Here is a 12917-nt window from a genome sequence, read left to right as displayed (position 1 = left end):
TCAGACCCGTTCAATGATGATGGCGATGCCTTGCCCAACACCGATGCACATCGTGCACAGCGCATAGCGACCGCCGGTGCGGTGCAGCTGGTACATCGCGGTGGTGATGAGCCGCGCGCCCGACATGCCCAGCGGGTGGCCCATCGCGATGGCCCCGCCGTTCGCGTTCACATGTGCGGCATCGTCCGGCAGGCCGAGGTCGCGCAACACGGCCAGCGCCTGCGCGGCGAAAGCCTCGTTCAGCTCGATCACGTCCATCTGGTCCAGCGTCATGCCGGCCCGCGCCAGAACCTTGCGGACCGCAGGCGCCGGGCCGACGCCCATCACCCTGGGCTCCACGCCCGCCGCCGCCATGGCGACGATCCGCGCCTTCGGCGTCAACCCTTGCGCCGCCGCCGCCTCCGCCGACAGAACCGCCAGCGCCGCCGCCCCGTCGTTCACGCCCGAGGCATTGCCGGCCGTCACCGTCAGGTCAGGCCCGTTGACGCCGCGCAGCTTGGCCAACTGCTCCAGCGTGGTCGAGGGACGCGGGTGTTCGTCCGTGTCGATGACCAGCGGATCCCCCTTCTTCTGCGGGATCACCAGCGGCACGATCTCGTCCCGGAAGATACCCGCCGCCTGCGCCGCGGCCCAGCGCTGCTGGCTGCGAAGCGCGAAAGCGTCCTGATCGGCGCGGCTGATGTTGTAGTCCGCAGCCACGTTGTCGGCGGTTTCCGGCATCGAGTGGGTGCCGTAGATCTTCTTCATCGCCGGGTTCGGAAAGCGCCAGCCGATGGTGGTGTCGTAGACCGCATTCGACCGCGAGAATGCCGTCTCTGCCTTGGGCATCACGAAGGGCGCGCGGCTCATGCTTTCGACGCCACCGGCGATGACAAAGTCGCAGTCGCCGGCCTTGATGGCCCGCGCGGCCATGCCCACCGCGTCCATCCCCGACCCGCACAGCCGGTTCACCGTCGTCCCCGGCACGCCAATCGGCATTCCGGCCAGCAGCACAGCCATCCTGCCGACGTTGCGGTTGTCCTCTCCCGCCTGGTTGGCGCAGCCGTAGATCAGATCGTCGACCGCCGACCAGTCCACATTCGGGTTGCGCGCCATCAGCGCCTTCAGCGGTTCCGCCGCCAGATCATCGGCGCGCACCTGCGCCAGGGCCCCGCCATAACGCCCCACCGGCGTCCTGACCGCATCGCATATGAAGGCGTCGCGCATCCTTGCTCCTGTTGTCTGCTGAGACCGGCGATTCCTCATTCGCCGACCGATCGGTCAACGTATACAGCAGAAAACATCACAAGAAAAGTCAAAAATTGTCATTCATTGTAATGTTTCAGACTGCAAGAGGATGAACGCGGTGCCCCTGCACAGCTCCCCGCTCAGGCCAGGAGGCTGGACATCCGCTGTTCGGTTGCGGCCGTTTCTGCGGGAAGCAGCCCGTCAGGACCTTCGCACCGCGCGGCGATGTGGCGATGCGCGCCGGGGGTAAGGGCCAGATACAGCGTCCTGAACAGCGCACGGGCCTCGGCACCGTTCCATCCGGCAGGCAGATGATCTGGCGGCAGGCGCGGGTCGCGCAACAGGACAAAACGGTAGGAATGGACCAGAAGCAGGCGTGCCAGAAGCATCTCCGGCTCCGACAGTCTCTGCGGGTCGACGTCCGCGAACAGCGACATGAACCGGGCATAACCGTCGCGCAATGCGCCAAGCTCCCAGAACTCCGCCAGCGATCCCGTCGACGACATCACCTCGGCATGGAAAGCCAAAGCGCGGTCGCTGATCGTCTGGCCCCGGTCGGGTCGCAGGAAGACCGACCCACCCATGTGGCCCATCCTCTGCCGCCGGGCGTCCTCGACCTTCAGGTCGGGGTCATGGATGATCTGCCAGCCTTTCGCAGGGCGGTCCGGGCCGTAAAGCAGGTTTGCCGCCTCCTCGAAGCCCGCCGCGGCCGAACTTCTGAGGCGATAGTAGCTGCGGCGACCGATCCGCTCGCCAGTCAACTGCGATGCCGTCACAAGCCGGGATACAGCCGTCCGCACAAGTGATTCGTTGATGCCGACACCACCGCACAGCTCGATCAGCGTTCCCGTCCACAGGGCGCCACCCCTCGGCACCACCATGTCGCCGTAGATCGTCACGATGAAGGCCGCCGCGTTCGGGCGCAGCTCCTTCGCCAATCCAGCGATGATGCGTTCTGCTGCTGCGTCCACGGCCCGCCCCAGGTGATCCTGCCTTCTATGCATGGAACTGCCGTGGCGGACAACCGGCTGATCCTGCGCATCTGTCCGGCAGGAGCGGTCCGACCCCGGTGCCCCTGCCGCACGTCAAGCCGGGCCGGCGGGATCTGCCCACGCGCAACCCCGACCCGAGCTTCAGATCCCGAAGGCCGGACCGATGTGCTGGTCAAGGGATGTGACGGTGGGACGTGACGAGCTGCCGGTCCTTCGAGGGCGTCAGGGTTGAAGCGGCCTGGCTCGCCTCAGGCCGGGTGATGTCATCCGGCCAGTCCGCGGTATCCGCCGTTCCAGTAGATGAGGGCGCCCGCGGCCGGCGTGGAGCGGATCGCGCGGACCCGGCCGATCAGGATCGAATGGGTGGCGCGGTCGATCATCTCTTCCACCGTGCAGTCGAAGGCGGCAGGCGCCCCTTTCAGAAGGCGCGCGCCGGTGACGGCGGTCTCCCACTCTGCCCCGTCATAGCGCGCCGCGCCCTTCACTCCGCCGAAGCCCGAGAAGCGTTCCGCAACCGCCTGATGCGCGGCGCCGAGCGACGACCAGCCGAACCGGCCGTACTTGACCAGCAGCGGATGGGCCGAGGCGGTACGGTTCACGCAGGCCAGGAGCAGCGGCGGGTCGGCGGACAGCGAGATGGCCGAGGTCACGACCAGGCCCGAGGCGTCGTCGCCGTCGCCCACGGTCAGGACGCTGCAATTGCCCACGAAGGCGCGCATCGCGTCGCGGAACTCTTTCCCGGTCGGGTCTTCGGCCATCTCTCGGTCCCCTATCTGATCCCGGCGGCCTGAAGTTTCGGCAGCACCGTGTCGCGGAAATAGGGGAATTCCTCGACATAGTCGACAAACGACAGCGTGGTGCCGGCAAACCCCGCTTCGTGCAGCTTCAGGATGCCCTCGGCCACCTGGTCCGGCGTGCCGATCAGGGGAAAGCCGCCGTGACCCAAGGCGAAGAGGTGCTTGATTTGCGCCAGGAGGTCATGCGGGAAGCTGTGGGCATGGGCGAATTGCAGCCGGACAAGGTTGTCCACCGCCTCGGTATCGGCGTTCTGCACGGCGGTGTAGTCGGCGAAGGCCTTCGCCTCGGCCTCGGTCGGGCGGCAGATGACGTGGGAGAAGGTCAGCACATTGACCTCGCGGCCCTTGGCGCGGGCCTGGTCCTTCAGTTCGGCGATCTCGGCCCTGGAGCGGGTCAGGTCGATGGCCGGGGTGAACAGGAAGTTCGCGTTGTCGGTGGCAAAGCCGCGGCCCTGCGGGCTTCCGGCCGCGTTGATGATCGGGACCGAGCCACGCAGGGGCTTCGGATCGCCCTTCACCCGCTTGGCCTTGAAATACTTGCCGTCCCAGTCGAAATGCTCGTCCGAGGTCCAGAGCTCGCGCACGAGGTCGAACCATTCCTGCGCATAGGCGTAGCGGGTTTCGTGGCCGTCGGGCAGCGTTAGGCCCAGCGCCTCATACTCCGGCTTGTTCCAGCCCGCGACGATGTTCAGCCCCGCGCGACCGTGGCCGATCTGGTCGATGGTGGCGATCTGCTTGGCGACGACGACCGGATGGTTGGCGGCGGTGTGGATCGTGGCGAAGACGGCGATGTTCTTCGTCGCGGCCAGAAGGCCGGCGGCCCAGGTCATCGTCTCCAGCACCCCGCCGTGAAAGTCGGTCTCACCACCGTAGCCGATCCAGCGGGCGATGGGCAGCATGAAGTCGATCCCCGCCTCGTCCAGCATCTGCGCAAGTTTCAGGTTGTTGTCCCAGCTGTTGACCCAGCGTTCCGGCACCTTGGTGGGCGTCATCCCCGAGGAGCAGTTGGTCGAAAAGGTGCCCAAGCGAAAACGATCGCCCGAGAGCATCGGGTGTTGCGGCATGTCGGTCTTACCTGTTGCAGTTTTGGTGATATTTTATGTTTGAAACTCTATCGTAAAATCCATTTGCGTCAACGGTTCCGTGCGGCCATGGTCGGGGCTGGAAGGGGACGTGGCATGTCGGAAAAAACCGTGAAACCTCAGAAGGATGGCGAACCCAGGGGGCTTGACTGGCACTGGCACCTGGCCGAAGGCCCGATCGAGGTGGACACGACCGAACTGGAATTCGCGCTGATGCGGACGTTCGAGGGATTCGGGCGCTGGCAGTCGGAGTGCCTGGCCTCGGTCTGCGACCTGGCGGCGACGGGGCCGGAAAATGCGCTTCTGCACATCATCCGCATGAACGACCGGCCGAAGACGATCAAGGACCTGGCGCGGCTGACCAACCGGGACGATGTGCCGAACATCCAGTATTCCCTGCGCAAGCTGATCGGCGCGGGGCTGATCCTCCGCAAGGGGGCGGGGCGGTCGGGCGTGACCTACGAGGTGACCGAGGAAGGCCGCAGGGTAACGGATGACTACGGTGCGGTGCGACGTCGGCTGTTGATCCAGGCGGTCGCAAATGTGCCGGGGTTCTCGGACCGGCTGGCCGAGGCGACGCGGACGCTGAACCTTCTGTCCGGCATCTACGAGGAGATTTCCCGCGTCGCGGCGACGCATCGGCGGGCGTGACTCAGGTCCAGGGCTGGGCCGGATCGGGCAGGGGGATCGCCTCCAGAAGCTCGCGCGTGTAGGGGGCCTCGGGGGCGGCGAAAAGGTCGGGCGTCGGCCGGTCCTCGACGATCGTGCCCCGGTGCAGGACGATGGTCCGCTGACAGAGGCGGCGGATCACGGACAGGTCGTGGCTGATGAACGCGAGCGTCAGGCCAAGGTCCCGGACCAGCCGTTCCAGCAGGTTCAGCACCTGCGCCTGAGACGAGACGTCGAGGCCCGAGACGATCTCGTCGGCCAGGATGAAATCGGGTTCCAGCGCGATGGCGCGGGCGATGCCGACCCGCTGGCGCTGGCCGCCGGAGAGTTCGTGCGGGTAGCGGCTGGCGAAGGTCTGCGGCAGGCCGACGTGGTCCAGCGCCTTCGCCACGCGGTCCGCAACCGCGTCGAAACGGTGCAGGCGCAGGGGCTCGGCGATGATGGTGCCGACGCGGTGGCGCGGGTTCAAGGACGACATCGGGTCCTGGAAGATCATCTGGAACCGGCGGCGCAGGGGGCGCAGCGCGGGCTCGGGCAGGTGGGTGATGTCGGTGCGGTCGAAGAGGATCCTGCCGCCCGAGGGCTCCAGGAGACGGACGAGGGCACGGCCAAGCGTGGATTTGCCCGAGCCGGAGCCGCCGACGATGCCCACGACCGCGCCCTTGGGGATGGTGAAGGTCAGGCAATGCAGGATCTCGATCCGCGGGGCGGCACCTAGAAGCGGCTTCGCGGTCATGTCGGCAAGCGACAGGCGCAGGTCCTGCACGCTGTAGAGGTCAGCCATGCGCGGCCCCCCGGTCGAAGGCCGCGACCTCGGCTTGGACGGCGGCGATCACCGCATCCGGCACCGGCTGAAGCCCGGCGGACGGATCGGTGTATTTCGGCGTCGCGGCCAGGAGGGCGGCGGAATAGGGGTGACGCGGGGCGGCGAAGAAATGGGCGACCGAGGTATCCTCGACCACCATTCCGGCATAAAGGACCGAAAGCTTCTGGCAAACCTTCGACACGACGCCGAGGTCATGGGTGACGAAGAGAAGCGCGGTGCCGTGGCGGGCCTGCATACCGCCGATCAGCTTCAGGATCTGCTTCTGCACGGTCACGTCCAGCGCCGTGGTGGGTTCGTCCGCGACGATCAGCTTCGGCTCGGCCGCGAAGGCCGAGGCGATCAGGATGCGCTGGCGCATGCCGCCCGACAGTTCGTGCGGGTAGGACCGCAGGACGCGGTCGGGGTCGGCGATCTGCACCTCGGCCAGCAGCTCGCGGGCGCGGGTCTCGGCATCGGACCGGGTCCAGCCGAGGATATCGACCAGCCGGTCGGTGATCTGCGGGCCGATGCGGTGGCTGGGGTTCAGTGCGGTCAGCGGGTCCTGCGGGATCAGCGCGGCGCTGGCGCCGATGCGGCGGCGACGCTCCTTGAGGGGCAGGGACAGGAGGTCCACCCCGTCCAGCAGGATCTCGCCCCCCGTCACTTCGACCGAGGGCGGCAGGATGCCGAGGACCGCCTTGCCGATCATCGACTTGCCCGCCCCGGATTCGCCCACCAGCCCGCGCACCTCGCCCGCCGCCACGTCCAGTGACACCCGACGCAGGAGCGGCGGCCCCTTCTTCAGCCGGACGGAGAGGTTGCGGATGGCGAGGTAAGTCATCGCAGCACCGGGTCGAAACGGTCCTTCAGCCCCTCGCCCAGTTGCGAGAAGGAAAGGACGGTGAGGAAGAGGGTGACGAGCGGGAAGACCAGCACCCACCAGGCCTGATGGATCGAGGTGCGGCCCTCGGCGATCATGCCGCCCCAGGTGGGGTCGTCGGTGGCGATGGAGAGGTTCACGAAGGAAAGGATCGCCTCGACGATGACGCTGATGCCCATTTCCAGGGTCAGAAGGACGACGATCGTGGGCAGCACGTTCGGCAGGATCTCGCGGACCATGGTGCCCAGCCGCCCGCGCCCTGCGACGCGGGCGGAGGCGACATAGTCCATCGCGCCCTGGGCCATCGCCTCGGCCCGGACGACGCGGGCAAAGCGGGTCCAGTCGATCACGACGATGGCGATGATGATGGACAGAAGGCCGGGGCCGAGGACGGCGATCAGGAGGATCGAGAACAGGACCGGCGGGAAGGCCATCCAGATGTCGATGAGGCGAGAGATCACCAGGTCTACCCAGCCGCGCAGGAAGCCGGCCATCAGGCCCAGGGTCGCGCCGACCAGGCAGGTGATGGTCCCCGCGACCAGCGCCACGGTCAGCGCCACCCGCGCGCCGTGGACGATGCGCGACAGGACATCGCGGCCCAGGCTGTCGGTGCCCAGCCAGTAGCCGGGCTCGGCCCCCTGCACCCAGAAGGGCGGCAGGCGGCCCAGGAACAGGTCCTGCGCCAGCGGGTCCTTCGGCGCGATCCAGGGGGCGAGAAGCGCGAGCGTCACCAGAAGCGCAAGCCAGCCGGCCGACAGCCAGAGCCGGACGCCCGCCCGGCGGCGGACAAGCGCGCGGCCGTCCAGGGGTTTCGCCTCAGCCATGCCGGAGCCTCGGGTTCAACACGGTGTAGAGAAGATCGACGATCAGGTTCACGGCGGTGAAGATCACGGCGAAAAGGATGACGATGCCCTGGATCAGCGGCAGGTCGCGGTTGATGACGGCGTCGATGGCCATGTTGCCGAGGCCTTCGTAGGAGAACAGGCGCTCGATGATGACGGTGCCGCCGATCAGGAAGGTGAACTGCACGCCGACGAGCGTCAGCGTCGGCAGGGCGGCGTTGCGCAGCGCCTCGCGCAGGATGACGCGGGATTCGCCATAGCCCTTGGTGCGCGCGAGGGTGACATAGTCGAGGTTCATCGTCTCTTTCAGCGACTGCTTCAGAAGTTGGCCGATGATGGCGGCCAGCGGGATGGCAAGGGCGAGCGCGGGCATGAACATGTGGGCGACGATGTCTGCCCAGAGGTCGAAGCGCAGGCGGATCAGGCTTTCGAAGAGGTAGAAGTTGGTGGTGAAGGGCAGGTCGAGCGAGGGCGTCACGCGGCCCGAGATATGGAAGATGGGCACCAGCACGCCGAACAGGAGGATCAGCACCAGGCCCCAGAGAAAATCGGGGACCGACAGCGACATGCCGTTGGCCACGTCGATCGCGCCCTCGGTCCGGGTGCCGCGAAAGCGGGTGCCGGTCAGCGCGGCGGCCCCGCCCAGGATCATCGCCATGACCAGCGCCATGATCGACAGCTCCAGCGTCGCGGGAAGCCGCCCGAGGACCAGATCCAGCACCGGCTGGCGCGAGGTGATCGAGGTGCCGAAGTCGCCCTGCAGCACACCCGTCACCCAGATGCCGAACTGCGCGACAAGCGGTTTGTCCAGCCCGTAAAGCGCGGAAAGGCGGGCGACGTCTGCCTCGGTCGCGCCGGGGGGCAGCATCATGGCGACGGGGTTGCCGGGCACGACGCGGATCACGAAGAACACGATGACCGCGACACCGGCCAAGGTGATGGCGGTGGTCAGCAGGCGAACAAGAAGAATGCGAAGGAACGGCATCGGCCCCGGTGGGGCGCAGGGCCCCTTTCATCTGTCCAGAAATATCCCGCGGGGAGTCCGGGGGGCGCGAAGCCCCCCGGGGATCAGCCCGAGATCAGGCCCGCTTCATCAGATGCGGCAACAGCGCCCCGCTGGCATGCGGCGTCACCACCACGCCCGGCGCGTGCAGGATCGGCTGGACATATTGCAGAAGCGGGATCACCAGCGCGTTCTCGGCGATGTAGCGGTCCACGGCCTTCCAGCCCTCGATCCGCTTGGCCTCGTCCTTCTCGTCCCAGAGCGGCCCGATCATGTCGATCAGGTCCTGCCCGTCCCAGACCGAATGCGGGCTGGGGCCGAACATGGCAAAGCCCGTCGAGGTCGTCGGATCGCCCACCGAGTTGCCCCAGTTGTAGAAGGCGGCCGGGGCCAGCTGGTCGGCGGCGCGCAGCTCGTAATGCTTGGCGATCTCGTAGACCTCGATCTCGGCCTCGATCCCGACCTTGCGCCAGAGACCGACGATGGCCTGGATCATCTCGTAATCCTTGGGCTTGAAGCCCTTGGTGGTCTGGATCTTGAACTTGACCGGATTGTTCGGGCCGTAGCCCGAGGCCGCCAGAAGCTCGACCGCCTTTTCCGGGCTGTATTCGACGGTGATCGTCGGGTCGTAAGCCGTGTATTCCGGCGTCTCCAGCGTGTCGATCTTCACACCGTAGCCCGACAGGAGCCGGTCGATGATCGCCTGCTTGTCGATGGCATGGGCGGCCGCCTTGCGGACATTGGGGTCCAGCATCACGTCGATGTCGTTCAGGAAGATCATCCCGATGTCCGAGATCGGCGTTGCCACGCCGGCCAGCGGGCCGCCCTTCAGGCGGTCGTATTCCTCGTACGGCATCTCCAGCGTGACATGGGAGTTGCCCGATTCCACCTCGGCCACCCGGGCGGCGGCATCGGGGACGAACTTGATCGTCACGGTGTCGAACTCGGGCTTGCCGCCCCAGTAATTCGCATTGGCCTTCAGGCGGACGAAGGCGTTCCTTTCGAACTTGTCCACCATGTAGGGGCCGGTGCCGATGGGGGCGGCCTCGAAGCCCTCGGGGCCGACCTTCTCGTAATAGGCCTTGGGCAGGACATAGCCGGTCAGGAAATACATCCACTTGAAGATCGTCGGGTCGAACTGGGCCACGTCGGCGATGACCTTGTTGCCCTCGACCCGGTGGTTGGCCAGCGTCCCCCAGACGAACTGGATCGGACTGCCGGTTTCGGGGTTCGCCACGCGGGCCAGCGACCAGGCCACGTCCTCGGCCGTGAAGGGCGAGCCGTCGTGCCAGGTCACGCCCTCGCGCACGGTCATCCAGACCTGGGTCTTGTCGTCGTTCCAGCCCCATTCGGTCAGAAGGCCTGGGGCGGGCGACAGGTCGGGCTGTTGCAGGATGTACTGGTCGAAGACCGACTGGTAGATCCCCTGGATCGTCGGGTTCACCGCCGAGGGGCCGACGGTCGGGTCCCACGACGGCAGGTTGACGTTGTAGGCGATGACCAGCTCGTCGATCGCTTGCGCGAAGGACGGCAGCGCGAGGCCGCCCGCGGCGACCGAGGCGGCTGAGAGCTTCAGAAGGCTCCGGCGGTTGAGGTTCATGGTGGTTTTCCCTGTTGGTTTCTTGGTTGGTGGTCAGGTGCCGGCGAGTTTCCGCGCCAGTAGGAATCCGGGTCCCGCCCCCGTGCCCGCGCCGGGCCAGACGGCGGCCCCGGTCAGGTGCAGGTTGGCGATGGGGGTCGAGCCGTCGGCATGGCCGCGCGCGGGGCGGAACAGGAAGTGCTGCGACAGGTGATGGCTGCCGCAGACCTGATCGCCCCCGACGAGGTTGGGGTTGTCGGCCTCCAGCTCGACAGGCGTGACGATCCGGCGGGCGAGGATCTTTGCGCGGGTGCCGGGGGCATGGGCCTCCAGGATGTCGAGCGCCCGCTCGGCGAAGGGTTCGGCGGCCTGCGTCCAGTCGGTCGCGCTGAACTCGCCCTTCGCGTCGCCCGTGATGGTGCCGGGGGCCATGCGGACCTGCACCCAGAGGACATGCTTGCCCTCGGGCGCGCGCGAGGGGTCGAAGGCTGTGGGCTGGCCGACGACCAGGATCGGCTCGTCCGGCAGCAGGCCCGCCTGCGCCTGCTGGTAGGTGCGCGCCATCTGGTCGAGGCTGGGGGCGAGGTGGACATAGGCGAAGCGTTTCAGCTGGTCTCCCGCTCGCCAGTCGGGCAGCGCGTCCATCGCCAGGTGGATCATCATTGTGCCGGGGGCGTGGCGGAAGCCGTCCATCGCGCGGTCGAAGGCGGGCGTGGTGTCTCCGGTCAGCTTGCGCAGGCCCCTGGGCGCGGTGCCGGCAATGACCGCCCGGGTGGCCATGATGCGGCGCCCGTCTGCGAGTTCGACGCCCGTCGCGCGGTTGCCCTCGCGCAGGATGCGGCTGACCGGAGTGCCGGTCTGCACGCTGCCGCCGCGGGCGGTGATGGCGGCGACCAGCGCCTTGACGATGGTGTCGGCGCCGCCCTTGCCGATCGCCATGCCGAGGGCCTGCCCGGCCATGCCTTCGAGATAGGGGAACATCGCCCCGCCGGCGACATCGGGGGCGAAGTCGAGATGCATCCCCCAGGCCCCAAAGAGCGCGCGGATGTGCGGATGTTGGAACGTCTCTTCCAGCCAGGCGCGGGGCGAGGAGAGCAGGAACCGCCCCAGGTCCAGCGTGCCGTCCAAGCCCTTGGCGCGCCATGTTTTAAACATGAAATATGCAAGCGCACGGATTTTCATTTCCGAGCCGAGAAGCCCGAACAGATGCGGCGCCTCGGCCCCGAAGCGGCTGGTCAGGTCCTGGAAGGTCTGAGCATCGGCGGGGGACAGCGCGCGGAGGGCATCCTGCGTCTCGGTCCCGACGGTCGAGACACCGGCCCAGGTGCCATCGGGAAAGGAGGAGGAGAAGGGGCGGTCCACCGGCACGAACTCGCAGCCATGGCGGGCGAGTTCGGCGCCATAGGCCTTGAAAAACGGGCTTCCGGCAAAGAGGGACAGGTTCATCGCCGCCCAGTCGTGGCGGAAGCCGGGAAGGGTGTATTCGCCGGTCTTGACCGCCCCGCCCGCCGTTGCGGCCTGTTCGAAGACGCCGACCTTCCAGCCCTTCGCGGCCAGATGCAGCGCGGCGGCAAGCGTGTTGTGGCCCGCCCCGATCAGGACTGCGTCAAAGCTGTCGGCCATGATCCCCCGCCCGAATGACCTTAGGATAATTGCAAATACATTTATTTCTGTCTAGCATGATTCCGACACGACCGGGGACAGCCCGGCATGGATCAGCCGGACCGGTCCGGCCAACAGGGAGAAGACGATGACTTCAGCGAACGTGCTGCATTCCGTGGCGGAGATGATTGCCTCGGGCGGGATCGAGGTGGTGGATTGCTCGGGCGTGCTGGGGCCGGAAACCCCGCTGCTGAAGCTGCCCCCGGATTTCGCCAAGGACACCCCGCCGATCAAGATTCACCGGATCAGCGAATACGACAAGGACGGGCCGTTCTGGGCCTGGAACTGGCTGGAACTGGGCGAGCATTCGGGCACGCATTTCGACGCGCCTCATCACTGGATCACCGGCAAGGACTATCCCGACGGCTACACCGACACGCTGGACGTGCAGCGGCTCGTGGCGCCTGTGAACGTGCTGGACTTCAGTGCGGAATGTGCGGCGGACCCGGATTTCCTTCTGACCATCGACCATGTGAAGGCCTGGGAGGCGAAGCATGGCGCGATCGGCAAGGGAGAATGGGTCGTCCTGCGGTCGGACTGGGACAAGCGGGCGCATGACGAGGCGCTGTTCCTGAACGCCAACGAGACCGGGCCGCACACGCCGGGGCCGACCGCCGAGGTGATCGAGTATCTGATCGGCAAGGGCATCGTCGGCTGGGGCAGCCAGTGCATCGGCACCGACGCGGGGCAGGCCGGCGGGATGACGCCGCCGTTCCCGGCGCACAACCTGCTGCACAAGCACAACTGCTTCGGTCTGGCCTCGCTCGCGAACCTCGACAAGCTGCCCGCCAAGGGCGCGATCCTGATTGCGGCGCCCCTGAAGATCAAGCAGGGCACGGGCTCGCCGATCCGGGCGCTGGCGCTGGTTCCGCGCGGCTGAGGCATGCGCCCCGATCACGTCATCATCGGCAGCGGCATCAACGCACTGGTCGCCGGGGCGATGCTGTCGCTCAAGGGCCGGCGTGTGCTTCTTCTGGAGCGTGAGGCGGTCCCCGGCGGCTGCCTGCGGACCGAGGAGGTTACGCTGCCGGGCTTCAGGCATGACGTGATGGCGGCGACCTGGGTCCTGTTCATGACCTCTCCGGCGGGGGCCGCGCTTGGCCCCCACCTCGCGCGGCACGGCTTCGACTATTGCCACACGCCGCATCCGACGGCGGTCCTGCGGCCGAACGGCGAGGCGCTGGTGCTGACCACGGACCGGGCGCGGAACATCGCTGCCTTCAATGCGGTGGCGCCGGGGGATGGCGACGCCCATGCCCTTGATGTCGGTGGCATCGAGGCCGACGCGCCGTTTCTCTTCGCGCTTCTGGGCGGGTCGCTCTGGTCGTGGCCCATGGCAAAGCTGATGTGGAGCCAGGTGCGCAAGCGCGGGCTGCGGG

The 12917-nt window shown here is 67.3% G+C and carries 13 protein-coding genes; 3 read left to right on the top strand and 10 right to left on the bottom strand.

What is annotated here, in order from left to right:
* From pcaF to ACK4IU_RS10380, 4 genes are all read right to left on the bottom strand, one after another.
* On the bottom strand, nt 1-1206 hold the full coding sequence (gene pcaF / locus ACK4IU_RS10395; RefSeq protein ID WP_409734658.1) for a 3-oxoadipyl-CoA thiolase: 1206 nt from the start codon (nt 1204-1206) through the stop codon (nt 1-3).
* A 161-nt stretch (nt 1207-1367) separates the two neighbouring features.
* Nucleotides 1368-2198, bottom strand: a complete 831-nt coding sequence (locus ACK4IU_RS10390) for a PaaX family transcriptional regulator C-terminal domain-containing protein (RefSeq protein WP_409734656.1) — start codon at nt 2196-2198, stop codon at nt 1368-1370.
* 284 nt (nt 2199-2482) lie between these two features.
* Nucleotides 2483-2977, bottom strand: a complete 495-nt coding sequence (locus ACK4IU_RS10385) for a flavin reductase family protein (protein ID WP_409734653.1) — start codon at nt 2975-2977, stop codon at nt 2483-2485.
* An 11-nt stretch (nt 2978-2988) separates the two neighbouring features.
* The gene (locus tag ACK4IU_RS10380; RefSeq protein WP_409734651.1) at nt 2989-4041 is read right to left on the bottom strand and encodes an LLM class flavin-dependent oxidoreductase; all 1053 of its coding nucleotides are present in this window, start codon (nt 4039-4041) and stop codon (nt 2989-2991) included.
* Between the two features lie 153 nt (nt 4042-4194).
* Here ACK4IU_RS10380 and ACK4IU_RS10375 point away from each other — a divergent pair, with 153 nt between their 5' ends.
* The gene (locus ACK4IU_RS10375) at nt 4195-4749 is read left to right on the top strand and encodes a winged helix DNA-binding protein (protein WP_409734649.1); all 555 of its coding nucleotides are present in this window, start codon (nt 4195-4197) and stop codon (nt 4747-4749) included.
* A 1-nt stretch (nt 4750) separates the two neighbouring features.
* On the opposite strand, the gene ACK4IU_RS10370 is transcribed toward ACK4IU_RS10375, so the two are convergent.
* The 6 genes from ACK4IU_RS10370 to ACK4IU_RS10345 form a co-directional block, all read right to left on the bottom strand.
* Nucleotides 4751-5551, bottom strand: a complete 801-nt coding sequence (locus ACK4IU_RS10370) for an ATP-binding cassette domain-containing protein (protein WP_409734647.1) — start codon at nt 5549-5551, stop codon at nt 4751-4753.
* Nucleotides 5544-6413, bottom strand: coding sequence for an ABC transporter ATP-binding protein (locus ACK4IU_RS10365; RefSeq protein WP_409734645.1), 870 nt, complete (start codon nt 6411-6413; stop codon nt 5544-5546). The genes ACK4IU_RS10370 and ACK4IU_RS10365 overlap by 8 nt, the downstream gene beginning before the upstream one ends.
* Nucleotides 6410-7276, bottom strand: coding sequence for an ABC transporter permease (locus ACK4IU_RS10360; protein ID WP_409734643.1), 867 nt, complete (start codon nt 7274-7276; stop codon nt 6410-6412). The genes ACK4IU_RS10365 and ACK4IU_RS10360 overlap by 4 nt, the downstream gene beginning before the upstream one ends.
* Nucleotides 7269-8279, bottom strand: coding sequence for an ABC transporter permease (locus ACK4IU_RS10355; RefSeq protein WP_409734640.1), 1011 nt, complete (start codon nt 8277-8279; stop codon nt 7269-7271). The genes ACK4IU_RS10360 and ACK4IU_RS10355 overlap by 8 nt, the downstream gene beginning before the upstream one ends.
* A 94-nt stretch (nt 8280-8373) precedes the next feature.
* Nucleotides 8374-9897 (bottom strand): ABC transporter substrate-binding protein, encoded by a 1524-nt coding sequence (locus ACK4IU_RS10350; RefSeq protein ID WP_409734638.1) that lies wholly within the window; start codon nt 9895-9897, stop codon nt 8374-8376.
* 33 nt (nt 9898-9930) lie between these two features.
* Nucleotides 9931-11499 carry a phytoene desaturase family protein gene (locus tag ACK4IU_RS10345; RefSeq protein ID WP_409734636.1) on the bottom strand — a complete coding sequence of 523 codons (1569 nt, stop codon included), beginning with the start codon at nt 11497-11499 and terminating at the stop codon, nt 9931-9933.
* A 127-nt stretch (nt 11500-11626) separates the two neighbouring features.
* On the opposite strand from ACK4IU_RS10345, the gene ACK4IU_RS10340 reads away from it, so the two are divergent.
* Nucleotides 11627-12418: a cyclase family protein gene (locus ACK4IU_RS10340; RefSeq protein ID WP_409734634.1), complete on the top strand. Its 792-nt coding sequence runs from the start codon at nt 11627-11629 to the stop codon at nt 12416-12418.
* A 3-nt stretch (nt 12419-12421) separates the two neighbouring features.
* A partial coding sequence (locus ACK4IU_RS10335) for a phytoene desaturase family protein (RefSeq protein WP_409734632.1) occupies nt 12422-12917 on the top strand: 496 nt, incomplete at its 3' end.

Origin of the sequence: Tabrizicola flagellatus (assembly GCF_046295235.1) — a bacterium.
GTDB classification, from domain to species: domain Bacteria; phylum Pseudomonadota; class Alphaproteobacteria; order Rhodobacterales; family Rhodobacteraceae; genus Tabrizicola; species Tabrizicola flagellata_A.
The sequence above is the reverse complement of the archived record's forward strand: the minus strand, read 5'-3'. Positions and strand labels throughout refer to the sequence as shown.

Bases quoted from the DNA above. Each gene is read 5' to 3' on its own strand.
- ACK4IU_RS10355 (WP_409734640.1), bottom strand. From the start codon at position 8,279: ATGCCGTTCCTTCGCATTCTTCTTGTTCGCCTGCTGACCACCGCCATC.
- ACK4IU_RS10350 (WP_409734638.1), bottom strand. From the start codon at position 9,897: ATGAACCTCAACCGCCGGAGCCTTCTGAAGCTCTCAGCCGCCTCGGTC.
- ACK4IU_RS10370 (WP_409734647.1), bottom strand. From the start codon at position 5,551: ATGGCTGACCTCTACAGCGTGCAGGACCTGCGCCTGTCGCTTGCCGAC.
- ACK4IU_RS10345 (WP_409734636.1), bottom strand. From the start codon at position 11,499: ATGGCCGACAGCTTTGACGCAGTCCTGATCGGGGCGGGCCACAACACG.
- ACK4IU_RS10365 (WP_409734645.1), bottom strand. From the start codon at position 6,413: ATGACTTACCTCGCCATCCGCAACCTCTCCGTCCGGCTGAAGAAGGGG.
- ACK4IU_RS10385 (WP_409734653.1), bottom strand. From the start codon at position 2,977: ATGGCCGAAGACCCGACCGGGAAAGAGTTCCGCGACGCGATGCGCGCC.
- ACK4IU_RS10375 (WP_409734649.1), top strand. From the start codon at position 4,195: ATGTCGGAAAAAACCGTGAAACCTCAGAAGGATGGCGAACCCAGGGGG.
- ACK4IU_RS10340 (WP_409734634.1), top strand. From the start codon at position 11,627: ATGACTTCAGCGAACGTGCTGCATTCCGTGGCGGAGATGATTGCCTCG.
- pcaF (WP_409734658.1), bottom strand. From the start codon at position 1,206: ATGCGCGACGCCTTCATATGCGATGCGGTCAGGACGCCGGTGGGGCGT.
- ACK4IU_RS10360 (WP_409734643.1), bottom strand. From the start codon at position 7,276: ATGGCTGAGGCGAAACCCCTGGACGGCCGCGCGCTTGTCCGCCGCCGG.